This window comes from Janibacter sp. HTCC2649 (genome assembly GCF_000152705.1).
Lineage (GTDB): Bacteria > Actinomycetota > Actinomycetes > Actinomycetales > Dermatophilaceae > Knoellia.
On sequence record NZ_CH672413.1, the window covers coordinates 1,777,356 to 1,799,287 of the forward strand.

The 21,932-nt window shown below is 68.6% G+C and carries 16 protein-coding genes; 3 read left to right on the forward strand and 13 right to left on the reverse strand.

What is annotated here, in order from left to right; translation table 11 throughout:
* Complete coding sequence (gene icmF / locus JNB_RS08515; RefSeq protein ID WP_009776034.1) at nucleotides 1–3,243, reverse strand: fused isobutyryl-CoA mutase/GTPase IcmF; 3,243 nt, start codon at nucleotides 3,241–3,243, stop codon at nucleotides 1–3.
* A 78-nt stretch (nucleotides 3,244–3,321) separates the two neighbouring features.
* The gene (locus JNB_RS21485; protein WP_009776035.1) at nucleotides 3,322–3,492 is read right to left on the reverse strand and encodes a hypothetical protein; all 171 of its coding nucleotides are present in this window, start codon (nucleotides 3,490–3,492) and stop codon (nucleotides 3,322–3,324) included.
* A 193-nt stretch (nucleotides 3,493–3,685) separates the two neighbouring features.
* Between JNB_RS21485 and JNB_RS22220 the strand changes: the two genes are divergently transcribed.
* Nucleotides 3,686–7,024: a S8 family serine peptidase gene (locus JNB_RS22220; protein WP_083784450.1), complete on the forward strand. Its 3,339-nt coding sequence runs from the start codon at nucleotides 3,686–3,688 to the stop codon at nucleotides 7,022–7,024.
* Nucleotides 7,025–7,105: 81 nt separating this feature from the next.
* Here JNB_RS22220 and aroQ read toward each other — a convergent pair whose 3' ends face one another.
* From aroQ to JNB_RS08535, 3 genes are read right to left on the reverse strand one after another with little or no spacing between them, the layout of a single operon-like run.
* A complete protein-coding gene (aroQ, locus tag JNB_RS08525) occupies nucleotides 7,106–7,549 on the reverse strand; it encodes a type II 3-dehydroquinate dehydratase (RefSeq protein ID WP_040883666.1) in 444 nt (147 codons plus the stop codon).
* Between the two features lie 17 nt (nucleotides 7,550–7,566).
* Nucleotides 7,567–10,197: a DUF4153 domain-containing protein gene (locus JNB_RS08530; RefSeq protein WP_009776038.1), complete on the reverse strand. Its 2,631-nt coding sequence runs from the start codon at nucleotides 10,195–10,197 to the stop codon at nucleotides 7,567–7,569.
* Nucleotides 10,194–10,871, reverse strand: coding sequence for a response regulator transcription factor (locus tag JNB_RS08535; RefSeq protein ID WP_009776039.1), 678 nt, complete (start codon nucleotides 10,869–10,871; stop codon nucleotides 10,194–10,196). The genes JNB_RS08530 and JNB_RS08535 overlap by 4 nt, the downstream gene beginning before the upstream one ends.
* Before the next feature lie 170 nt (nucleotides 10,872–11,041).
* Here JNB_RS08535 and JNB_RS08540 point away from each other — a divergent pair, with 170 nt between their 5' ends.
* A complete protein-coding gene (locus tag JNB_RS08540) occupies nucleotides 11,042–12,811 on the forward strand; it encodes a hypothetical protein (RefSeq protein ID WP_148232357.1) in 1,770 nt (589 codons plus the stop codon).
* Nucleotides 12,812–12,856: 45 nt separating this feature from the next.
* On the opposite strand, the gene JNB_RS08545 is transcribed toward JNB_RS08540, so the two are convergent.
* Complete coding sequence (locus JNB_RS08545; protein ID WP_040884470.1) at nucleotides 12,857–13,813, reverse strand: helix-turn-helix domain-containing protein; 957 nt, start codon at nucleotides 13,811–13,813, stop codon at nucleotides 12,857–12,859.
* A 90-nt stretch (nucleotides 13,814–13,903) separates the two neighbouring features.
* On the opposite strand from JNB_RS08545, the gene JNB_RS08550 reads away from it, so the two are divergent.
* Complete coding sequence (locus JNB_RS08550) at nucleotides 13,904–14,101, forward strand: hypothetical protein (protein WP_009776042.1); 198 nt, start codon at nucleotides 13,904–13,906, stop codon at nucleotides 14,099–14,101.
* Nucleotides 14,102–14,145: 44 nt separating this feature from the next.
* On the opposite strand, the gene JNB_RS08555 is transcribed toward JNB_RS08550, so the two are convergent.
* The 7 genes from JNB_RS08555 to JNB_RS08585 all read right to left on the reverse strand — a co-directional run bounded on the left by JNB_RS08555 (nucleotide 14,146) and on the right by JNB_RS08585 (nucleotide 21,905).
* Nucleotides 14,146–14,835: an SRPBCC family protein gene (locus tag JNB_RS08555; RefSeq protein WP_009776043.1), complete on the reverse strand. Its 690-nt coding sequence runs from the start codon at nucleotides 14,833–14,835 to the stop codon at nucleotides 14,146–14,148.
* A gap of 3 nt (nucleotides 14,836–14,838) precedes the next feature.
* Complete coding sequence (locus tag JNB_RS08560) at nucleotides 14,839–15,693, reverse strand: xanthine dehydrogenase family protein subunit M (protein WP_009776044.1); 855 nt, start codon at nucleotides 15,691–15,693, stop codon at nucleotides 14,839–14,841.
* Complete coding sequence (locus JNB_RS08565; protein ID WP_009776045.1) at nucleotides 15,690–18,188, reverse strand: xanthine dehydrogenase family protein molybdopterin-binding subunit; 2,499 nt, start codon at nucleotides 18,186–18,188, stop codon at nucleotides 15,690–15,692. The genes JNB_RS08560 and JNB_RS08565 overlap by 4 nt, the downstream gene beginning before the upstream one ends.
* Complete coding sequence (locus tag JNB_RS08570) at nucleotides 18,185–18,715, reverse strand: (2Fe-2S)-binding protein (RefSeq protein ID WP_040883668.1); 531 nt, start codon at nucleotides 18,713–18,715, stop codon at nucleotides 18,185–18,187. Before JNB_RS08570 ends, JNB_RS08565 begins: the two co-directional genes overlap by 4 nt.
* Nucleotides 18,716–18,815: 100 nt before the next feature.
* The gene (locus tag JNB_RS08575; protein WP_009776047.1) at nucleotides 18,816–19,931 is read right to left on the reverse strand and encodes an XdhC family protein; all 1,116 of its coding nucleotides are present in this window, start codon (nucleotides 19,929–19,931) and stop codon (nucleotides 18,816–18,818) included.
* A complete protein-coding gene (locus JNB_RS08580; RefSeq protein ID WP_009776048.1) occupies nucleotides 19,924–21,033 on the reverse strand; it encodes a VWA domain-containing protein in 1,110 nt (369 codons plus the stop codon). Before JNB_RS08580 ends, JNB_RS08575 begins: the two co-directional genes overlap by 8 nt.
* A complete protein-coding gene (locus tag JNB_RS08585) occupies nucleotides 21,030–21,905 on the reverse strand; it encodes a MoxR family ATPase (RefSeq protein ID WP_009776049.1) in 876 nt (291 codons plus the stop codon). Before JNB_RS08585 ends, JNB_RS08580 begins: the two co-directional genes overlap by 4 nt.
* Nucleotides 21,906–21,932: the final 27 nt, after the last annotated feature.

Below are 21,932 nucleotides of genomic sequence, written 5' to 3' on the forward strand. Positions count from 1 at the left end.
TCAGACGTTGCGCCGGTACTGCCCGCCCACCTCGAAGAAGGCGTCAGTGACCTGCTGGAGCGTGCAGACGCGCGCCGCATCCATGAGCACGGCGAACACGTTGTCGCCGCTCATCGACGCCTCACGCAGACGCTGCAACGCGTCCTCGGACTCCTCACGGTGCGCCTCGCGGTAGGCGTTGACCCGCTCGAGCTGCGACTTCTTCTCGTCCTCGGATGCCCGAGCGAGCTCGATGTGCTGGGGCGTTCCTCCCTCGGCGTCGGGCTTGCGGAAGGTGTTGACGCCGATGATCGGCAGCGACCCGTCGTGCTTGCGGTGCTCGTAGAGCATCGACTCGTCCTGGATCTTGCCGCGCTGGTAGCCCGTCTCCATGGCGCCGAGGACTCCCCCGCGCTCACTGATCCGGTCGAACTCCTCGAGCACGGCCGCCTCGACCATGTCGGTGAGCTCCTCGATGACGAACGAGCCCTGGAGCGGGTTCTCGTTCATCGCGAGGCCCCACTCGCGGTTGATGATGAGCTGGATGGCGAGCGCACGGCGGACCGAGTCGGCGCCGGGAGTCGTGACGGCCTCGTCAAAAGCGTTGGTGTGCAACGAGTTCGCGTTGTCATAGATCGCGATGAGCGCCTGCAGGGTCGTGCGGATGTCGTTGAAGTCCATCTCCTGCGCGTGGAGGGAACGGCCGCTCGTCTGCACGTGGTACTTCAGCTTCTGGCTGCGCTCGTTGGCGCCGTACTTCTCGCGCATCGCCACGGCCCAGATGCGGCGGGCGACGCGACCGATGACGGAGTACTCGGGGTCCATGCCGTTGGAGAAGAAGAACGACAGGTTCGGCGCGAAGTCGTTGATGTCCATGCCGCGCGCGAGGTAGGCCTCGACGTAGGTGAACCCGTTGGCCAGCGTGAACGCGAGCTGGCTGATGGGGTTCGCCCCGGCCTCGGCGATGTGATAGCCGCTGATCGAGACCGAGTAGAAGTTGCGGACCTGCTGCTCGATGAACCACTCCTGGATGTCGGCCATCATCCGCAATGAGAACTCGGTCGAGAACAGACACGTGTTCTGGCCCTGGTCCTCCTTGAGGATGTCCGCCTGGACCGTGCCTCGAACCGACGAAAGAGCAAGAGCGCGTATGCCGCTCGCCTCCTCCGCGTCCGGCTGCCGGTCGTGCTGGGCGGCGAACTTCTCGACCTCACGGTCGATGACCGTGTTGAGGAAGAACGCGAGGATCGTCGGCGCCGGGCCGTTGATCGTCATCGAGACACTGGTCGTCGGGGATGTGAGGTCGAAGCCGTCGTAGAGCGCCTTCATGTCCTCGAGCGTGGCCACGGAGACACCAGAGGTGCCGACCTTGCCGTAGATGTCGGGGCGCGGGTCGGGGTCGCGACCATAGAGCGTCACCGAGTCGAAGGCCGTCGAGAGGCGCGTGGCCGGCTGGCCCTCGGAGAGGAGCTTGAAACGCCGGTTGGTGCGGAACGGGTCACCCTCACCGGCGAACATGCGGGCCGGGTCCTCACCCTCGCGCTTGAACGGGAAGACGCCCGCGGTGAAGGGGAAGAAGCCGGGGAGGTTCTCACGTCGCAGGAAGGACACGAGGTCACCGTGGTCGGCGAACTTCGGCACCGAGACGCGGCGAATCTTGTTGCCGGACAATGATTCCTTGACCAGAAGCGTGTGCAACTCCTTGTCGCGGACGCGAACCACCTGCTCGTCACCGGAGTAGGCCGCAACCGTAGAAGCCCACGTCGAGATGGCCTCCTCGACAGCAGCCGGGAGCTCCTTGCGTGCGGCGGCGAGCAGCTGGTCGACTGCGTGGTCTTCATGGCCGGCGGCAGCCAGCTCGTCATCCACGAACTCGAACCGCTGAACGCGACGGGCCTGGTCGGCATACGCCTCGGTCTGTTGGTGATAGCCGCGCACCGTGTCGGTGATCTCGGAGAGGTAGCGAACGCGCGACGCCGGGACGATCTGGCGCAGCACCGAGGAGTGGCGCACATCGACGTGCGGCAGCGCGCCCTCGGCGAACTGAAGACCTTTGTCGGACAACAGGTTTCGCAACTCCTGGTAGAGCGCGGTGACCCCGTCGTCGTTGAACGTCGCGGCCGAGGTGCCGAAGACCGGCATGTCCTCGGGCTTCTTGCCGAACGCGCCCTTGTTGCGGACGAGCTGGCGACCGACGTCGCGCAGGGCGTCCATCGCGCCGCGTCGCTCGAACTTGTTGATGGCCACGAGGTCGGCGAAGTCGAGCATGTCGATCTTCTCGAGCTGGCTCTGCGCACCGAACTCGGGCGTCATGACATACATCGACACGTCGGCGAACGGCACGATGGCCGCGTCGCCCTGACCGATGCCGGGCGTCTCGATGATGATGAGGTCGTATGCCGCGGCCTTGAGGATCGTGATGACGTCCTCGAGGCCTTCGGGAACCTCACGACCGCCGCGGGTGGCGAGCGAGCGGAAGAGGATGCGGTCCCCATCGAGCGAGTTCATCCGGATGCGGTCCCCGAGGAGGGCACCGCCACCCTTGCGCTTCGTCGGGTCGATCGCGACGACGGCAACGCGGAGCTTGTCCTGCTGGTCGACGCGCAGGCGACGGACGAGCTCGTCGGTGAGGCTGGACTTGCCCGAACCACCGGTGCCGGTGATGCCGACGACGGGGACGTGGTGACCGGCTGCGGCCTTCTCGAGCTCGGTGCGCAGGTCCTCGGACAGGGCAACGGCCTCGGCGCCGGTGATGGCGCGAGCGATCGCGTCCCGCTCCCCCGCAAGGACGGCGGCAAGGTCAGCCGGCCCGGCGGCATACAGGTCCGTGTCGCACGCCTCGATGACCGTGTTGATCATCCCGACGAGGCCGAGACGCTGGCCGTCCTCGGGGCTGAAGATCGTGACACCGGCCTCGCGCAGGCGGGCGATCTCGTCGGCGACGATGACGCCGCCGCCACCGCCGACGACCTTGACGTGTCCGGCGCCGGCTTCGCGCAGGAGCTGGACGAGGTACTCGAAGTACTCGACGTGTCCGCCCTGGTAGGAGCTCACGGCGATGCCCTGCACGTCCTCCTCGATCGCCGCGTCGACGACCTCCTGGACGGAGCGGTTGTGGCCGAGGTGGATGACCTCCGCGCCCTGGCTCTGCATGATGCGCCGCATGATGTTGATCGACGCGTCATGGCCGTCGAACAGGCTCGACGCGGTGACGATGCGCACCGGGTTCGTGGGCACGTGCAGCTCAGGGGACGTCTGTGTCATACAGAAATAGTAGGACGTCCAACTATCTACGCGGAAGTCACAACCCGAGCCAGACTTGTCACACCTTCGGCCGCGCGATCAGATGCCGCCGCCGACACCGCCACTGCCCGGGCCCCCACGGTGGGACTGCCCCAGCGCCTTGGCCACGGACTTCTCGGTGTCACCGCTCACGCCCGTGGATCCTCGGCGACTCAGCAGGTACGCCAGAATCGCGATGACGACGATGAGACCGACGAGTACGTACTTCATGTCTGACCCCTTGCTCCCCCGAGCCGCGGTCGGGCCCAGATCCTCACCGTAGACGGCTTTCGCGAAAGCGCCACCGCACCCGGCCCGACGCGCGTAGCGTTTTGATGCTCGAGTCCCGAGCATCAAAACTGGCCGTTGCGTGCGGACCAGCGCCGCAACCCTGACGGCCGCCCTCCCTCTGGAAGGTCGTGCGATGCCCAGATCACCCATCCGGCGCGCCTTGGTCGCGGCAGGAGCCGCGCCGGTGCTCGCGCTGACGCTCACCACCCCGTCGTTCGGGGCCTCAGCGGATCCGGGCCCGTCGCCCACCCGCCCGTTCACCGCCACACCCCTCACTGCCTCCGACACCGTGAGCGCCAACAAGGCTCCTTCGTCACGGCTCGCCCGCACACCACAGGACCTCCTCAAGCGCACCGACTCGGCCCGCGTCAACGTCATGATCAAGTACGACTACGACGCCGCAGCGAGCTACACGGGCGGCGTCCGGTCCCTGGCCGCGACGAGCCCGAGCGTGACCAAGCGCAAACTCACCGGGAAGTCGGCCGCCGAGAAGACCTACGCGGCATTCCAGTCGGGTCGCGAGAGGACGATCAGCGCCGCGGTCCGCAAGGCCGCCCCTGCCGCCACCATCGGCACCTCCTTCCAGGTCGTCTACGGCGGTGTCGCCGCGAGCGTGCCGGCCAACAGCATCAGGGACATCGCCAAGGTGCCCGGCGTCGTCGCGGTCCTGCCGGACGACCTTCAGCACGCCCTGACCGACGCGAGCTCGGACTTCATCAACGCCACCACCCTCCAGAACACCCTCGGAGGCGTAGCCGGTCCGGCCAACGCTGGCAAGGGCATCCTCTACGGCAACCTCGACACCGGCGTCTGGCCCGAGCACCCCTCCTTCGCCGACCAGGGCAACCTGGCCGCTCGCCCCGGCCCTGCCCTGATGTGCAACTTCGGCGACAACCCGCTCACGCCCGCGACCGATGTCTTCGCCTGCAACAACAAGCTCGTCGGTGGTCGACCGTTCCTCAGCACCTACTTGTCGGACGTCGCCCGGGCGGCCGCAGAGCCCTACCACTCGGCCCGCGACTCCGGCGGCCACGGCACCCACACCTCCTCGACGACGGCCGGCAACGTCGTGGCGTCCGCACCCGTCCTCGGCGTCGACCGGGGACCGGTACGCGGGATCGCTCCGGGAGCGTGGCTCGCCGAGTACAAGGTCTGCGGCATCGAGGGCTGCTTCTCCTCGGACTCCGCGGCAGCAGTCGGACAGGCCATCCTCGACGGAGTCGATGTCATCAACTTCTCGATCAGCGGTGGCAGCGACCCGTTCAGCGACCCCGTCGAGCTCGCCTTCCTCGACGCGTATGCCGCTGGAGTGTTCGTCTCTGCCTCGGCCGGCAACTCCGGTCCCGGCGCCTCCACCGCCGAACACCTCAGCCCCTGGGTGACCACCGTGGCCGCGTCGACCCAGACGCGGGAGTTCGCCACGACCCTGCACCTTGCCGGTGCCGGCGGCTCACCGACGCTCGACGTCGACGGTGCCTCGATCACTGCCGCCAGTTGGCCTGCACCACTGCCGGTCGTCCTGGCAAGCGCAGCGCCCTACAACAACGCGCTCTGCACGAGTCCCGCTCCACCGGGCCTGTTCATCGGCAAGATCGTGGCCTGCCAGCGCGGCGGCAACGGTCGCGTCGAGAAGGGCTTCAACATCAAGCAGGGCGGCGCCGCAGCGATGGTGCTCTACAACCCCTCCCTCGCCGACGTGGAGACCGACAACCACTGGCTGCCGGCGGTCCACCTCGCCGACGGCACTCAGCTCCTCGCCTTCCTCGCCGCCAACCCGGGGGCGACGGGCCAGTTCGCTGCCGGCGCCAAGCGCAACGGACAGGGCGATGTCATGGCGGCGTTCTCCAGCCGCGGGCCGGGCGGGCTCTACGTCAAGCCCGACGTGACCGCGCCAGGTGTGCAGATCCTCGCGGGCAACACCCCGACGCCCGACGAGATCTCTGGCGGCCCTCCCGGAGAGTACTTCCAGGCGATCGCGGGCACCTCGATGAGCTCCCCCCACGTGGCCGGCGCCGCCGCACTCGTGATGGCAGCCCACCCGACGTGGACCCCGGGACAGGTCAAGTCCGCGCTCATGACCTCGGCCATCACCAACGTGGTCAAGGAGAACCTCGTGACACCGGCCGACCCGTTCGACATGGGCGCTGGTCGCATCAACGTCGGCGCAGCCTCTGCTGCCGCTCTCACCCTGGACGAGACGGCCGCGAACTTCTTCGCGCTCGGCGCCGAGGAACTCACCTCGGTGAACCTCAACCTGCCGTCGGTCAACGTGCCGACCATGCCTGGTGCCATCACGACGAAGCGGACGGTCAAGAACGTCAGCTCGGTCAAGCAGAACATCACCGTTGCCGGGTCGACCTCGGCCGACTCCACCGTCAAGGTGAGCCCGGGTCAGTTCAAGCTCAACCCGGGTGAGTCCCGCTCCGTCACGATCAACATCTCGTCGCAGTCGCCCCTCGGCTCGCAGCGATTCGGGACGATCGTGTTCACACCGAGTTCTGGTGCCGCACTCCACCTTCCGGTGGCGTTCGTGCACAAGCAGTCGGCCGTGAGCCTGACGCAGTCCTGCACCCCGACGGCCATCGCGCGCGGAGCAACGTCCACGTGCACCGTCACGGCCACCAACGGCTCACCGACGACGGCGAACGTCACCCTCAACACGACGGTGAACAAGCAGCTCACCGTCGGCTCGGCCAGTGCCCCGGCGACCGTCACCGGGCCCACGTCGGCCCGGGCCACGGCAAGCCTTGCGCCCGAGGCTCCGGGTATCCCGGCGATCGGCCCGGGTCAGCTCGCCGGCTTCCTCCCGCTCGATCTCTTCGGCACCCAACCCACGCCGATCGGCGACGAACAGATCATCAACTTCAATGTTCCTTCGTTCGTCTACTCCGGCCGCTCGTGGAACCGGATCGGCGTCGACTCCAATGGCTACCTCGTCGTCGGGGGTGGCACCTCGGAGGACAACAACTGTTGCAACCTGCCGGGTGGTCCGAGCCCGGCGAGGCCGAACAACGTCCTGGCCCCCTTCTGGACCGACCTCGACGGCACGGGTGCACCGGGTGTCTACGCGAACGTCCTCACGGACGGGGTGTCGTCGTGGATCGTCATCGAGCACCGGGTCAACGTGTTCGGGACGACCTCCCGGCGCACCTTCCAGGTCTGGATCGGCATCAACGGGGCGCAGGACGTCACGTACGCCTACGACCCCTCCGCCCTCCCGGCCAACCCGCCCGGCCAGGCCTTCCTGGTCGGCGCCGAGAACCAGCTCGGCCAGGGTCAGTTCCTGCCCGTGGGCACCCTGCCCACGCAGGACCTGCGGGTCACTTCGAGCGCCGGCACACCAGCCGGGTCGCTCACCTACACCGTGGGCGTCGTCGGAGCCGCGAAGGGAACCGGCGTCGTGGAGACGCAGATGACCGCGCCCACGGTTCTCGGCACCACGATCGTGAGATCGCAGGTGGGAGTCAGCTAGGCCAGGTGCCCTGACGGGCACACGACCACAACGCAACAGGGCGTATGCCGCTCAGCCCGGCTGAGCGGCATACGCCCTGTCTCATGCCGTTCGGTGAGAAGCCGCCCAGTGAATCGCCTCGACATAACCGGCGGTGCCGTGGCCGATGATCTGGTGGTCGGTGACGTCGGTGAGGTAGCTGTGGTGCCGGAACTCCTCGCGTGCGTGGATGTCACTGATGTGCACCTCGACGCTCGGCACGGTCACCGCGGACAGGGCGTCGCGCAGGGCGACCGACGTGTGCGTGTAGCCGGCGCCGTTGATGACCAGCGCGGCGATGTCACGTCGTCCCTCCTGCACCCAGTCGATGAGCACGCCCTCGTGGTTCGACTGCCGGAACTCGAGGGTCAGCCCCACGGCTTCACAGGCTGCGCGGCACAGTCGCTCGACGTCGGCAAGCGTCTCGCTCCCGTAGATCTCGGGCTCACGCTCGCCGAGCAGGTTGAGGTTGGGGCCGTTGAGGACGAGCACCGTGGTCGAATCCATGAGCCCGAGTATGCCGGTCACTCACTTTCCCGGTACGTCGAGTTGGGGACGTAGCCGTCACCGAAGGTCGAGCAGAAGGACGTGTCGACGGTCAGGTCGTTGGCCTCAACTGCGGAGAAGGCCCGCGACCGACCGAGGTTCCACGACAGCACGTCGTCATCGAGGTCGGCGCTGCGCTCCATGTTCCAGTTCACGACACACGCCGCCTGCTTCGCGTCGAGGCCGTTGAGCATTATCGGGATCGCGTCGGGACCAAGGCCGGCCAGGTAGTGCGTGTCGAGCCTGCCGGTCTCGTGGAAGCGGTCGATGTTGCGCTGCGCCACCCAGCCGTCGGGGTTCATGAGACCGAACGCGAGGAAGAACAGGGCACCACTGAGGAGCGCCGCGCGGGGCACCCACGAGCCAGCACCGCGGACGATCGCCACGATCATGAGCACGATGAGCAGACCGAGCCACAGCTCGAAACCGTCGACGAAGACCCTGAGCACGGTGTAGCCGTAGGCCCCTTGGTAGAGGCTCATCCGATAGAGCGCGGACCCGACGACAGCGAGGGTGAGCAGGCACAGGGTGACGAGTGCAACCTTGAGTGTCAGCATGTCCGAGGCGGTCTCCTGCGCGGCCTTGCGGGTCGCGATCCCCACGACGACCAGGGTGAGGAACGTGGCGGTGGTCAGCTGGCCGAAGCCCTGGTGCACGTACTCGGCATACGTGAGTCCCGTTGTCTCACGCAGGTATTCGTGTCCGCCCCACATCGCGGTGGCCTGCGCGGCGAGGAAGGCGACGAAGAGTGCGATGACGACGCCGAGCGGGACGAGCCACTCCCAGCGGTGGGTCACAGTGCGCCCGCGGGGGACGTCGAGGTCGGCGATCCGCGGCGGGTTGAGCGCGAGGTAGGCGCCAGCCAATGCGATGCCAGCGACAAAGATGAAGACGAAGACTCGCCCGATGATGGTGTCCCAGCGCAGGTCCGGGACGAGCGACTGCGCCCACGAGCCGAAGAGCGCGTCACCGGAGGCGAAGAGCCCGCCGAAGAGGACGAGCCCCACCGCGGCGATCGCGATGGTGCGCAGGACCGGCCACAGCAGGGGCATGCGGCTCGTCGCCGTGAGAGTCCGGCCGAGCAGCGGCAGACCGCGCAGACCAGCGAGGACCCAGGACATCGCCGACAACGGGATGCTCACGAAGGACCGGGCACGGGTGACCGTCGCCGCGAGCAGCAGGGCCGCGATCATCGCCGACAGGACGATGATCCACTCCGCGGCGCGGATCACGGACATCGCTGTGAGCCCGACGCCCACGGCGATGCAGGCGAGTGACCACAGGGTCCGCTTCTCGCGGGCTGCCGAGAGGATCAGCACCGCGGAGAGGATCGCTACAAGTCCGACGGCGAGCCCAATTCGCCTCTCGGGCAGGGTGATCGAGGCGAATAGTCCCAGGAGCAGGGCGCTGATGAGGAGCTTGGGCTGAGGACCCAGACCCGTCTCCGGCCAGAACTTCCCGAAGAGGGTGTCGGTGAGCGGCGGTGGACCGGGCCTGACGACAACGGCGCTCGGTGGCTGCACTGGCGCGGAGGGTCGGGGCGCCGCAGGTGGTGGGGCGGGCGTGGTCGTCATGGTGACCTCCGTGGTCGCTCTGGAGTGTGTGCGGGTATGCCGCGGGAGCACCGCACGCAGACGCGCGCCGCGCATTGCGGGTGGAGTCGGAAGGACGTGGATGGAGCCACCGTGGAGCTCGCACACCCAGGAAGCAATGGCGAGGCCGAGGCCTGTGCCGCCTCCGGCGTCGTCGCCGGTGCCGAAACGACGGAAGACGTTGTCGGCCTTGTCAGCCGGGATGCCGGGGCCGTCGTCGGTGACCTCAAGTGACCAGCGGTCATCGTCGAGGACCCTTGCCACCAAGCGGATTTCACCATCAGGAGGGCTGTGCCGGGCGGCGTTGTCGAGGAGGTTGGCGACGAGCTGCGCGATTCGGGCGGGGTCCGCAGTGACGGTCAGGTCGTCCGGGGCCACGCTGCATACGTAATGAACGGGTCGAGCCCCGAGCTCGGCCTCGGACACTGCGCGACTCAGGACCTCCATGACCGACACCGTCTCGAGGCGCAGGGGTTGGACGCCCGCGTCAACTCGGGAGAGGTCGAGGAGGTCTCCGACGAGGCTGCTGAGACGTTCGGACTGGGTGAGCGCGCCTCGCAGGGCGGCGTCGTCGGGTTGGACGACGCCGTCGACGAGGTTCTCGAGGAGGGCGCGCTGGGCGGTCAGTGGGGTGCGCAGTTCGTGCGAGACGGTGGCCACGAGCTGACGGCGTTGGCGATCGGCGTCGGCGAGGTCCGAGGACATGGCGTTGAAGGCGCGCGCGAGCTGACCCACCTCGTCGGTCGACCGGGTGGACACCCGCTGGCCGTGGTCGCCCGCGGCCATCCGACTCGCGGCGTGCGTCATCTCGCGCAAGGGCGCCGTCATGCCGCGAGCGAGCCACTGGGTGACGACCAGAGCGAGAGCGACGGTGACCGGCAGGGTGAGCCAGAGCGGCATACCCGCTCGGTCGCCGATCGTCGCGAACAGTGCTGCGACAACGCAACTCACCGCGACGAGGAGCCCGAGCTTGATCTTGATCGAGCCGACTCCCTCGAGGGGCTGGTCGGTGTTCACGCGTCCTCCAGGGCGTAGCCGACGCCGTGGACGGTGCGCACGCGAGCCGCGCCGATCTTGGCGCGCAGGGACTTCACGTGGCTGTCGAGGGTGCGCGTGCCGGAGGCGTCCGCCCAGCCCCAGACCTCGCCCATGAGCTGCTCGCGGGATCGCACGGCCCCCGGAGTCGATGCGAGCGCGGCGAGGAGGTCGAACTCGAGCGGGGTGAGGTGGACGTCCTGACCGTCGACCGTCACGCGGCGGGCCGGGCCGTCGATCTCGATCGCGCCCACGTGCGTCGTGGGCGCAGGGGTGGACGCCAGCTCGGCGGCGCGCTCGACCCGGCGGAGCAAGGCGTGGGTGCGGGCGACAACCTCACGCATGCGGAAAGGCTTGGTGACGTAGTCGTCGGCGCCGACGCCCAGCCCCACGAGGATGTCGGTCTCCTCGTCGCGCGCGGTGAGCATGAGCACCGGGACCGGACGGATCGCCTGGATGCGTCGGCAGACCTCGAGTCCGTCGAAGCCCGGCAGCATGACGTCGAGGACGACGAGGTCGGGTGCGTGTTCGGTGAAGGCGGCCACGGCCGCTGGCCCGTCGTGCGCCTGGTGGACCGTGTAGCCCTCGGCGCGCAGGCGGTCGGTGACGGCCTGGTTGATCATCGGCTCGTCCTCGACGACCAGCACTGCTGCCATTGCGCTCATGCCTTCGACAGTAGGAGGCAACTGTGGATGGGCGTGGGCGCGACCTGTGGAGATCTCGTGAAGATCGGTGCCGGGGGCGATCGTCCCTTGTATCTGGGTCGCTCCCTGGTGCTCCTTCCCCACAGCGACTACGCGTCGCACCAACCAGAGGGGACCTCATCATGAACACAAGTACTCGGGCGCGCCGACGCGCCCTTCTCACCGGGAGCGCCGCCTTCGCGGTCGCCGCCCTCGTCACACCCATGGCCATGGCCGGCACGACGTCGGGGAACCTCCCCAACGGAGCCGAGATCACGGTGGGTGTCACCTCCCCGGTCGACGGTGACTCGTTCATCGTGCCGTCGGGCGACACCACGATCGACGTGCCTCTGTCGGGCACCTCCAGCGTCGCCACGGGGGCACCGAGCACGAGCTGGATCTATGTCGTCGACGTGTCGGGCAGCACCAGCCTCGACTGCGACGCCAGCCGGACGATCCTCACCTGCGAGAAGGTCGCGGTGAAGGGACTCAACGACCTCGTCGTCACCGACGGGTCTGCGCTCGAGAGCGCCGTTGCGGCATTCGGCGAGGGCGCGGACACGGCGGACATGCAGGGGACCGCCGGGGACCAGAAGTTCACGTCGCCCTCGGGCACCGACGTCAACACGGTGGTCGACTCGCTCAGCGCGGGTTCCATCGGCCAGTTCACCGGGAAGAACGTTGGCGCGGACTTCACGAACTACGCGGCCGGACTGCAGGCGGCAAGCGCGCTCGTCAGCGCCGCTTCGGGCACCCAGGTCAACGTCGTCTTCCTCTCCGATGGTGAGTCGAATGCCGGAGCCATCGGCGACTTCACCACGGCACTCACGTCGGTGAGTGCGGGCGCGACGATCTATCCGTTCGCTGTCGGCAGCGGGAGCTCGTGCGGAGGTGGCACGGCCGGGACGCTCAACGACATGGCCACGGCCAGCGGCACGACCTGCTTCGCGGTGCCCGACCCGGCCGACCTGCCCGACGTCATCACCAACGTCACCGGCACGACCCTCAAGACGCTGAGCGTCACGCTCGACGGCAACCCGGCGGCGTCGACCCCGAGCACGGCCCTGCCGACCGCAGGACCGGCCTCGATCACGTGGACCGCGCCCGGCGACGACCTCGCTCCCGGACTGCACCAGGTGTGCGCGACGGCCACGGGTGTCGGGCCGGCCAGTGACGCCACGGCCACCGGATCAGCGACTCGTTGCGAGAGCTTCTCGGTCTTCGGCTTCACCCTCACTCCCCCGGCGGCGATCAACGAGCTGGGCAGCGACAACGTCCACACGGTGACCGCGACCGTGACGGGTCCGGCGTCAGACCTCGGCGGTCACTCGGTGGACTTCTCGGTCTCGGCCGGACCGAATGCTGGTGAGTCGGGCACGTGCGCACCAGCCGCCTGTGAGACCGACGCCACCGGTCACGTCACCTTCACCTACGACGTCCCGAAGGAGCCGGCCTCGCTCGGCACCGACACCATCTCGGCGACCGCCACCATCCACGGTGACGAGGCAACGCGAACGGTGTCGAAGCTGTGGCGCGACACCACTCCCCCGATCGCCCAGTGCGTCCCGTCGACCAATCCCGGTGGCCACGTCCCCGCGGCTCCCGGCAACGGCGGACAGGGCCAGAACCAGGACGGCTTCTATCGCCTCGTCGCCCATGACGACGTGTGGCCGGACAGCGACCTCGACCTCTTCGTCAAGGACGACGGCAGCTCCCAGGTCTGGGGTCCGTTCGCCGTCGACACCGACATCAAGTACACCGAGGCCAATGGCGCCAAGCCCAGCCAGAAGCCCGGCAGCGGCACCGTCGAATGGAACCTCAAGGGCAAGGGTGACGCGGAGCTCTACGCCATCGACGGCTCGGGCAACCAGTCCGCGTCGGTGAAGTGCCTCGTGCCGAGCGCACCCAAGTGATCCGGCGTCACTGCTGAGTCAGCAACGCACACACCGCTCCTCGGCTCAGGCCGGGGAGCGGTGTCGCGTGCGGAAGACGGTCGGAGTGAGGCCGGTGCACTGTGCGAAGTGGTGACGCAGCAGGGCGGCGCTGCCGAACCCGACGTCGCCGGCAATCTGCTCGATCGACAGGTCGGTCTCCTCGAGCAGCTCGCGTGCCCGCAGGACGCGCTGGTCGGTGACCCACTGGTGCGGGGTCGTGCCCGTCTCGGCCACGAACCGGCGCGCGAAGGTGCGCGACGACATGGAGGCGCGACGGGCGAGGTCGCTGACGGTGTGTGGCTGGGCCAGGTGCTCGAGCATCCACTCGAGGATGGGGCTGAGGCTCTCGGACTCGGTCACCGGAACAGGCCGGTCGATGAACTGCCGCTGGCCACCATCGCGGTGTGGGGAGACGACCATGCGCCGCGCGATGCGGTTGGCGACGGCCCCACCGTGCTCGGCGCGCACGAGATGCAGGCAGGCGTCGAGGCCGGCCGCAGTCCCGGCACTCGTGATGACCGTGCCGTCGTGGGCATAGAGGACGTCGGGATTGACCTTTGCCAACGGGTAGGCCGCGGCGAGCTCGTCGCTGTGCCTCCAGTGCGTCGTGACCTCGCGTCCGTCGAGGACCCCGGCTGCGCCGAGGGTGAAGGCACCGGAGCAGACCGACAGGACGTAGGCGCCACGGTCGACCGCGTCCCTCACCACTTGCTTGACCGCTTCGGACGGTGTGTATGCCGCGTCGCTGGCCGGGATGGCGACGAGGTCGGCGTCGGTGGTTGCGCCCAGACCAAGGGGCGCGGTCAGGGTGACACCACCGTCCCCGCGCAACGGCATACCCGGATTCTCCGTGCACACCCGGAAGTCGAAGGCAGGCACACCGTCATCGGAGCGGTCGATGCCGAAGACCTCGGTGAGGACTCCGAACTCGAAGACGGCCACGGGATCCTGCAGGACGACGGCAACGGTGCGAAGGGCCATCTCCGCAGCATCGCAGGTTGGCAGCATCTTGCGCAAGAGTGTCATGTCTGCCACTCGTGGCAGTATGTGGATGAGCATCAAACTTGTGCCATGAGCACCTTCCTCGCAACCATCGCCCCCTTCATCCCCGCGCTCATCCTCACCGCACTCTTCGTGTGGGCCCTGGAGCGCAGCAACCGTCGCAACGGGTCAGCGCCCTGGGTCGACGACTACCGCCACCCGGCCGCGCACGACGCGGACCACCGCCGCAGCACCCACGACCTGGACTCCTACGGCAAGGCGGCCTGACCCCTGCAGTTCTCAGCAGCTTTCGACCAATTGGTCGATAAGTGTCAGCTGCGGTCGTGACCGATCGCGTAGCCGATCAGGGCGCCCACGAGGGCGGCCACGGCATACGGGCCCCACTTTTTGACGGCCGACGGCAGTGCCACGGCACCGAGGTCGATCGCGTCGGCCACGGGCGGAGTCGGTCGAGGTGTCGGCCGCGGACGGGGTGACGGACTCGGCTCTGCCGCAACCGTTTCCGTGCCTGCCCTGGCCTCAACCTCGGCCGGTGCCTCGGCTGGCTCAGTTGCCTCGGGTGCATCGAACTGGCTCTCGATGCAGGCCACGAACTGTCCGAGCAGCTTGTCGGAGACGTCCTGCATCACGCCACGTCCGAACTGAGCCGGCTTGCCGGTGATGGCGAGGTCAGTGTCCACGGAGACCCGTGTCGCGTCGCCGTCGGCAGACAGCTGGAGCGTGACCATGGCGCCCGCCGTGCCGTTGCCGCGCTTGTCCTTGCCCTTGGCCTCGATGACGGCGCGGTGCGCGGACGGATCGCGCTCCAGGAAGGTGCCCGAACCGGCATACACGAGGGCAATCGGGCCGAGCTTGACCTTGACCGTCCCGGCGAAGCCGTCATCGCTGGCTTCCGTGACGGTGGCGCCGGGGAAGCATCCCCCGACCCGTTCGAGGTCGAGGAGGACGTCCCACACCACGTCGGCGTCGGCCGGCACGGTGAACTCGTGGTGCAGGTCCACAGGTCAGCCCCCAGCGGCGGCGAGGACCGCTCGACGGGTGAGGATCGGCGCGAGGGCCCGGCGATAGTCGGCGGTGCCGTTGAGGTCACTCGGGGGGTTCGTGCCTTCGGCCGCTGCCGCACAGGCCGCCCGCACCGCATCGTCCGTCGCGGCTGCGCCGACGAGTGCCGCCTCCACCGCCGACGCGCGCAGTGGCGTCGAACCCATGTTGGTCAGGCCGATGCGCGCCTCCGCGATCGACCCACCGTCGACGCGGACGGTCGCCGCAACCGCGACGATCGACCACTGGTGCGAGACCCGGACGAACTTCTCGTAGCGCGCGCCCCACCCGGTGTGCTTGGGAACGCGGATGGCGGTGAGGAGCTCACCTTCACCCACCGCGGTCTCGAAGAGGTCCTTGAAGAAGTCGCTGGCCGCGACGGTCCGCTCTCCTCCACTGCCCGCGATGACGAACTCGGAGTCGAGGGCGAGCGCGGGCGCCCCCACGTCTCCGGCGGGATCGGCGTGGACCAGAGCGCCACCCACCGTGCCACGGTGCCGGATCTGGGGGTCGGCGACCTCCTTGATCGCCGCATGGAGGACCGCGGCGTGCTCGCGCACGAGGTCGGATGCGAGGGCATCGGCGTAGGTCGTCATCGCGCCGATGACGATGTGGTCGCCGTCCTCTGTGATGCCACGCAGCTCCTCGATGCGCCCGAGGTCGATGACCTTCTCGGGCGCATTGAGCCGCATGCGCAGAACGGGCAGGAGGCTCTGGCCGCCGGCGAGGACCTTGGCCTCGTCACCAGCCTCGGCGAGGGCGGCCAGGGCGTCGGCAACCGACGTCGGGGCGAGGTAGTCAAACGCTGCGGGGATCACTGGCCTGCTCCTTGCGTCGTCGCGCCAGGATCGTCCTGGTTCGTGGAATCGGCCTGGAAGTGTGGCTGGACCTCAGCCGGTGTCGGTTCGGACTGGTTGGCTCCGGCCGACTGGATCGCATTCCACACCCGCTCGGGGGTGCACGGCATCGTGATGTCGTTGATGCCTCGCGATCGCAGGGCGTCGACGATGGCGTTGACGACAGCCGGTGTCGAGGCGATCGTGCCCGCCTCGCCAACGCCCTTGGTGCCGAGCGAGTTCGACGTCGCGGGAGACGTGGTGTGGTCGGTGATGAAGTTGATCGTGTCAGCCGCTGTGGGGAGCGTGTAGTCGACGAAGGAGCCGGAGACGAGAGTGCCCTGCTCGTCGTACTCGGCGCCCTCCCACAACGCCTGGGCGATGCCCTGGACCAGCCCGCCATGGACCTGGCCCTCGACGATGAGCGGGTTGATGATGACGCCGATGTCGTCGACGCAGACGTACTTGCGCATCTTCGTCGCGCCCGTCTCGGTGTCCACCTCCATCGCGCACAGGTGGGTGCCGTGCGGGAAGGAGAAGTTCACCGGGTCGTAGGTCGCGTCGGCATCGATGCTCGGTTCGGCACCGTCGGGCAGGTTGTGCCCGGCGAACGTCGCGAGGGCGATGTCGGTGAGGCCGATGCCCTTGTCGGTGCCCTTGACCGTGAACGTGCCTTCGGCGAACTCGAGGTCGTCGGCGTTGGCCTCGAGCAGGTGGGCAGCAATCACCTTCGCCTTCTCGATGACCTTGTCCGCGGCGAGCACGAGGGCCTCACCACCGACGACGAGCGACCGGGACCCGTAGCTGTCCATGCCCTTCGGCGCGATCTGGGTGTCGCCGTGGAGCACTTCGACGTTCTCGAACGGGACGCCGAGCCGGTCGGCGACGATCTGGCTCCACGCGGTCTCGTGACCCTGACCGTGGGGTGAGGTGCCGGTGATGACCTCGACGGTGCCGGTGGCGAGCATCCGGATGCTCGCGGACTCCCAGCCGCCCGCGCCGTAGTTGAGCGAGCCGAGGACGCGTGAGGGTGCAAGGCCGCACATCTCGGTGAAGGTCGAGACGCCGATGCCGAGCTGGACGGGGTCGCCCGAGTCACGCCGCTGCTGCTGCTCGGCGCGGAGCTCGTCGTAGCCGAAGAGCTCCTTGGCCTTGGCGGTCGCGGCCTCGTAGTTGCCGGAGTCGTAGGTCATGCCGGCCACAGTCGTGAAGGGGAACTCCTCGTGCGTGATCCAGTTCTTCTCCCGGATCTCGAGGGGATCGACCCCGACCTCGGCCGCGAGCTCGTCCATGAGCCGCTCGATGGCGTAGGTCGCCTCGGGTCGCCCGGCGCCTCGGTAGGCGTCCACCCAGGTCTTGTTGGTGTAGTAGTTCGTCGTGTTGAACCGGTAGGCCGGGAACTTGTAGATCGAGTTGAACATCCACGCGCCCAGCACGGGGACGCCACCGCCGACGATCGCGGCATACGCACCGAGGTCGGCCATGAGCTCGACCTTGAGCCCGGTGACCGTCCCGTCCTTCTTCGCACAGAGGGTGAGCTTCTGCCACTGGTCACGCCCGTGGTGGGCGGAGATCATCGTCTCGGAGCGGGTCTCGGTGAACTTGCAGGGACGGCCGAGCTTGCGCGCCACCGCGAGGGTGACGAACTCCTCGGGGGTCGTCTGCAGCTTGCCGCCGAAGCCGCCGCCGACGTCGGGGGCGATGACCCGGATCTTGGACTCGGGAAGGCCCGTCGTGGCGGCGATGCAGAACCTCAGGATGTGCGGGACCTGCGTGGCCGACCACATCGTGACCTGCTCGCCGGTCGGATCCACGACCGTGGACCGCGGCTCCATGAAGGCGGGGATGAGGCGCTGCTGGCGATACTCACGCTCGATGACGATCCCGTCGATGCCGGCCTGTCGGATCGCGTCGTCGACGTCCTCGCCGGTGCCGCCCTCCTTGGAGTCGAGCTGCCAGAAGGCGGACTTGTTGGTCCCGAGCGCGGGGTGCGCGAGGACCGCGTCCGTCGCGGCTTCCTTGAGGTCGAGGACCGCTGGAAGCGCGTCGTAGTCGACGTCGACCAGCTCGGCGGCGTCACGGGCCGCAGCGGCGGTGCGGGCGGCCACGACGGCAACGATCTCGCCTGCGTGAGCGACGCGGTCGAGGGGCATCGGCAGGTGGTCAGGCGTCTTCTGGTCGGCCGTGATGGGCCACGCGGTGATGTTGACACCCTGGATGTCGGCGATGTCGGCGCCGGTGAAGACCGTGACGACACCGGCGGCGGATTTTGCCTCCTCGGTGTCGATGTTCGTGATCGTTGCGTGCGCGAGCGGACTGCGGACCATCGCGAGGTGAAGCATCCCGGCCAGCTGGATGTTGTCGGTCCACTTCGTGCGTCCGGTGATGAGCCTCTGGTCCTCCTTGCGGCGGCGGGCTCGGCCGATCTCCGCGGACTTGGTGGGCTTGGCCTCGGGGCGGTCGTCGACGGCAGTCATGACTGCACTCCGGCCGTTGCGCCCACCGTGGCATCTGCCGTGCCGCCATCCGGGTCGCCGTCAGGGTCGCCCTGTCCTGCCGCCTGCTGCACTGCCTTGACGATGTTGTGGTAGCCGGTGCACCGGCAGAGGTTGCCCTCTAGGCCCACCCTGATCTCCTCCTCGGAGGGGTTCGGGTTCTCGTTCAGCACGTCGATGGCCTGCATGATCATGCCTGGCGTGCAGTAGCCGCACTGGAGGGCATGACACTCGTGGAACGCCTTCTGCATCGGATGCAGCTCGCCGTTGCTCGCGAGCCCCTCGATGGTCGTGACCTCGTGGCCGTCCGCCTGGACGGCGAGCACGTTGCAGGACTTCACGCTCCGGCCGTCGAGATGGACGGTGCAGGCGCCGCAGTTGCTCGTGTCGCACCCGATCACCGTCCCGGTCTTGCCCACCGATTCTCGGAGGTAGTGGACGAGCAGCATGCGCGGCTCCACCTCGTCGGTGTAGTTCTCGCCGTCGACCGTGACCGTGATCCGAGTCATCATTGACTCCTGTATTGGGGGATGTGCGGTACTCGCGATCCTGCACTGCCCCGCCACACTGCACAAGGTTTCAACGAAACCCACAGGTAACGACACGCCGTCAGGAGTGGATCGGCCCCTCCCGTGAGCCGAGGCGATCACCGCGTCCGCCCCAGCGCAGCGCGATCATCTCGGCCGCGATCGAGACCGCTGTCTCCTGCGGGGTTCTTGCGCCGAGGTCGAGGCCGATCGGTGACGACAGGCGTCCGAGCTCGGCCTCGGTCAGACCGGCCTCGCGCAGTCGCGCCATCCGCTCGTCGTGCGTGCGACGCGACCCCATGGCGCCGATGTAGGCGACCTCGGGCAACCGCAGGGCCACCTCGAGGAGGGGCACGTCGAACTTCGGGTCATGGGTGAGGACGCACAGCACCGTGCGCTCGTCGACCCGTCCGGCGTCGACCTCGTCGCGCAGGTAGGCGTGCGGCCAGGACACGACGACCTCGTCCGCCGCCGGCAACCGGGCCGGGGTGGCGAAGACGGGGCGCGCGTCGCAGACGGTCACGGCATACCCGAGGAAGTGGCCCACCTCGGCAACCGCCGCCGCGAAGTCGATGGCGCCGAAGACGATCATCCGCGGCTTGGGCGCGTAGGACGCGACGAAGACGCGCATCCCCTCTCCGCGCCGCTCGCCGTCGGGACCGTAGGTGAGGGTTTCGGTGAGGCCCGAAGCGAGGAGTCCGCGCGCGTCGTCGGTGATGGCCTCGTCGGCGCGGTCACTACCGAGCTCGCCGACGACGGCGTCCGGCCGGACGATGAGGCGCCGCCCGACCCACTCGGCGTCGGGGTGCGCGACGACCGTCGCCACCGCCACGGGTCGACCCGCGGCGATGTCGTCCGCGACGTCACCGAACTCGGGGAAGGACTCGCGATCGACCATCTCGACGAAGACGTCGAGCTGTCCACCGCACGACAGACCGACCGAGTATGCCGTGTCGTCCGAGATGCCATAGTGCGCCAGTTGCGCTGTGGCAGAGGCGATCACGTCTTGGCCAACCTCGTAGACAGCGCCTTCGACGCATCCCCCCGAGACGGAGCCGACCACGGTGCTGTCGGGTCCGACGAGCATCGAGGCTCCGGCGGGGCGGGGTGACGAGTTGAACGTCTCGACAACCGTGGCGAGAGCCGAGCGCTCGCCCGCGTCCCACCACTCGCGCAGCTCGGTCAGCACCTCACGCATCTGCGACGACCTCCAGGAGTTCAGCGAAGGCGGCCATCGAGTGTCCGGCCACGAAGGTGTCAACGTACGGCAGGGCCGCGATGATGCCCTGCTGGACCGGCGCGTATGCCGGGTGACCCCGATGCGGGTTGGCCCAGACGACGTGGTGGGCCAGGGCGTGGAGGCGACGCATCTGCTGCGCCAGGACCTCGGGCTCACCGCGCTCCCAGCCGTCGCTGACGATGACGACGACCGCGCCCCGCGCCATGCCGCGCCGACCCCAGCGCTCCAGGAAGGCCCTCACCCCGTCGGCCAGACGGGTGCCGCCGGACCAGTCAGGGATCACCTGACCTGCCGCGACGAGCGCCCGATCCGGATCGGGCTGCTGGAGGGCCCGGGTCACGTGGGTGAGACGCGTGCCCACGGTGAAGACCTCCACGGCGGCACTTCCGCGACACCACACGTGGCCGAGTCGGAGCAGCGCGTCGGTGTAGGCATTCATCGACCCGGACACGTCGATGAGCACGACGACCTTTCGAGCTCGCTCTGCGCGCCGCTGGTGACGGATCGGGCCGGGCTCTCCGTGGCGCCGAATCATCTCGCGCAGAGTGCGCCGGGCATCGACACGTCCTCTCCGAGCAGCGGTCAGGCGATGCGTGCGACGTCGAGGCGAACGGGGTCGCAGCGCAGCGAACATCGCGGTCAGGGCCGCCCGTTCGCGGGCCGACATCGAGGCAATGTCCCTGTGCCGCAACACCTCCGTTGCACTGGCCATGGCGCGGACATCCTCAAGGTCGTCCTCCCCCGCCGACTCACCTGAGCCTGCGTCCTGCAGGTCGGCCATCGTTGTGGACGGCCGAAGGGGTGCCTTGCGCACGACGCCGGGGCGTTCGGCGCCGAACCACGCGGCATACACGAGGTCGTGTCGTTCGAGATCGGCCGGTGAGCCGCACAGGGTTGCCCGGCCCACGGCATACACGGCGGCTTGGTCGTCCAGCCCCACCGTGGCGACGGCCTGCAGGTAGGTGCGTTCGCGATCGGCGGTGACGGCCACCCCCGCTGCCCTGAGGGCGCGCGCAAAACCGAGGAGGATCTCCTCAGCCGGGCGCGCGACGACGGTCACCGGGAGAGGATCCGATCGAGGGCGGCGCGGACGCGCACCGCGTCCTCGCGGTACTTCACGGCCACACCGAGGGATGCTGCGGCCGAGGCCGTGTCGAGCTCGCGGACGCCGAGCTCGTGGAGGGCCCGGGCCCAGTCGAGGGTCTCGGCGACACCGGGGGGCTTGAGGAGCTCGGCGTCGGTTCGGACGGAGTGGATCGCCCGCACGACCTGCTCGGCCAGGGCTTCGGGGACCTCGGGCGCGCGCGACCTCACAATGGCGAGTTCGCGCTCGAGAGAGGGGTGTTCGAGCCACTGGTAGAGGCAACGGCGTTTGAGCGCGTCGTGGACCTCGCGGGTGCGGTTGGAGGTGAGGACGACGAGCGGTGGGGTCGTGGCACTGACCGTGCCGAGCTCGGGGATGCTCACCTGCCAGGTGGAGAGGACCTCGAGGAGGAAGGCTTCGAACTCGTCGTCGGCGCGGTCGATCTCGTCGATGAGCAGAACTGCGGGGGCCTCGCGCAGGGCGCGCAGGATGGGGCGAGGCACGAGGAAGCGCTCGTCGAACAGTCCGGACTCGACGTCGTCGAGCGAGGCGGCGCCGTCGACGGCCTCGACGGCGCGCAGGTGCAGGATCTGGCGCGGGAAGTCCCAGTCGTAGAGGGCCTGGCTGGCGTCGATCCCCTCGTGGCACTGGAGCCGGATGAGCGGGACGCCGGCGGCTTGGGCGAGGGCTTCGGCGAGGGCGGTCTTGCCCGTACCCGGCTCGCCCTCGACCAGAAGTGGCCGGTGCAGACGGGCCGCCAGCCACGCGATGGTCGCCAGCTCGTCATCGGCGAGGTAGCCGGTGCCCGCGAGGGCGGACCGCAGATCTGCAGCAGTGGAGAACTCCATACGGTGCATCGTCACACGTCTGCCCGT

What these genes read in the sequence shown, in the direction of transcription:
- JNB_RS08540 (WP_148232357.1), top strand. Translation starts at nt 11,042, where the DNA reads ATGAACACAAGTACTCGGGCGCGCCGACGCGCCCTTCTCACCGGGAGC.
- JNB_RS08535 (WP_009776039.1), bottom strand. Translation starts at nt 10,871, where the DNA reads ATGGCAGCAGTGCTGGTCGTCGAGGACGAGCCGATGATCAACCAGGCC.
- JNB_RS08565 (WP_009776045.1), bottom strand. Translation starts at nt 18,188, where the DNA reads ATGACTGCCGTCGACGACCGCCCCGAGGCCAAGCCCACCAAGTCCGCG.
- icmF (WP_009776034.1), bottom strand. Translation starts at nt 3,243, where the DNA reads ATGACACAGACGTCCCCTGAGCTGCACGTGCCCACGAACCCGGTGCGC.
- JNB_RS08550 (WP_009776042.1), top strand. Translation starts at nt 13,904, where the DNA reads ATGAGCACCTTCCTCGCAACCATCGCCCCCTTCATCCCCGCGCTCATC.
- JNB_RS08570 (WP_040883668.1), bottom strand. Translation starts at nt 18,715, where the DNA reads ATGACTCGGATCACGGTCACGGTCGACGGCGAGAACTACACCGACGAG.
- aroQ (WP_040883666.1), bottom strand. Translation starts at nt 7,549, where the DNA reads ATGGATTCGACCACGGTGCTCGTCCTCAACGGCCCCAACCTCAACCTG.
- JNB_RS08545 (WP_040884470.1), bottom strand. Translation starts at nt 13,813, where the DNA reads ATGGCCCTTCGCACCGTTGCCGTCGTCCTGCAGGATCCCGTGGCCGTC.
- JNB_RS08575 (WP_009776047.1), bottom strand. Translation starts at nt 19,931, where the DNA reads ATGCGTGAGGTGCTGACCGAGCTGCGCGAGTGGTGGGACGCGGGCGAG.
- JNB_RS08585 (WP_009776049.1), bottom strand. Translation starts at nt 21,905, where the DNA reads ATGGAGTTCTCCACTGCTGCAGATCTGCGGTCCGCCCTCGCGGGCACC.
- JNB_RS21485 (WP_009776035.1), bottom strand. Translation starts at nt 3,492, where the DNA reads ATGAAGTACGTACTCGTCGGTCTCATCGTCGTCATCGCGATTCTGGCG.
- JNB_RS22220 (WP_083784450.1), top strand. Translation starts at nt 3,686, where the DNA reads ATGCCCAGATCACCCATCCGGCGCGCCTTGGTCGCGGCAGGAGCCGCG.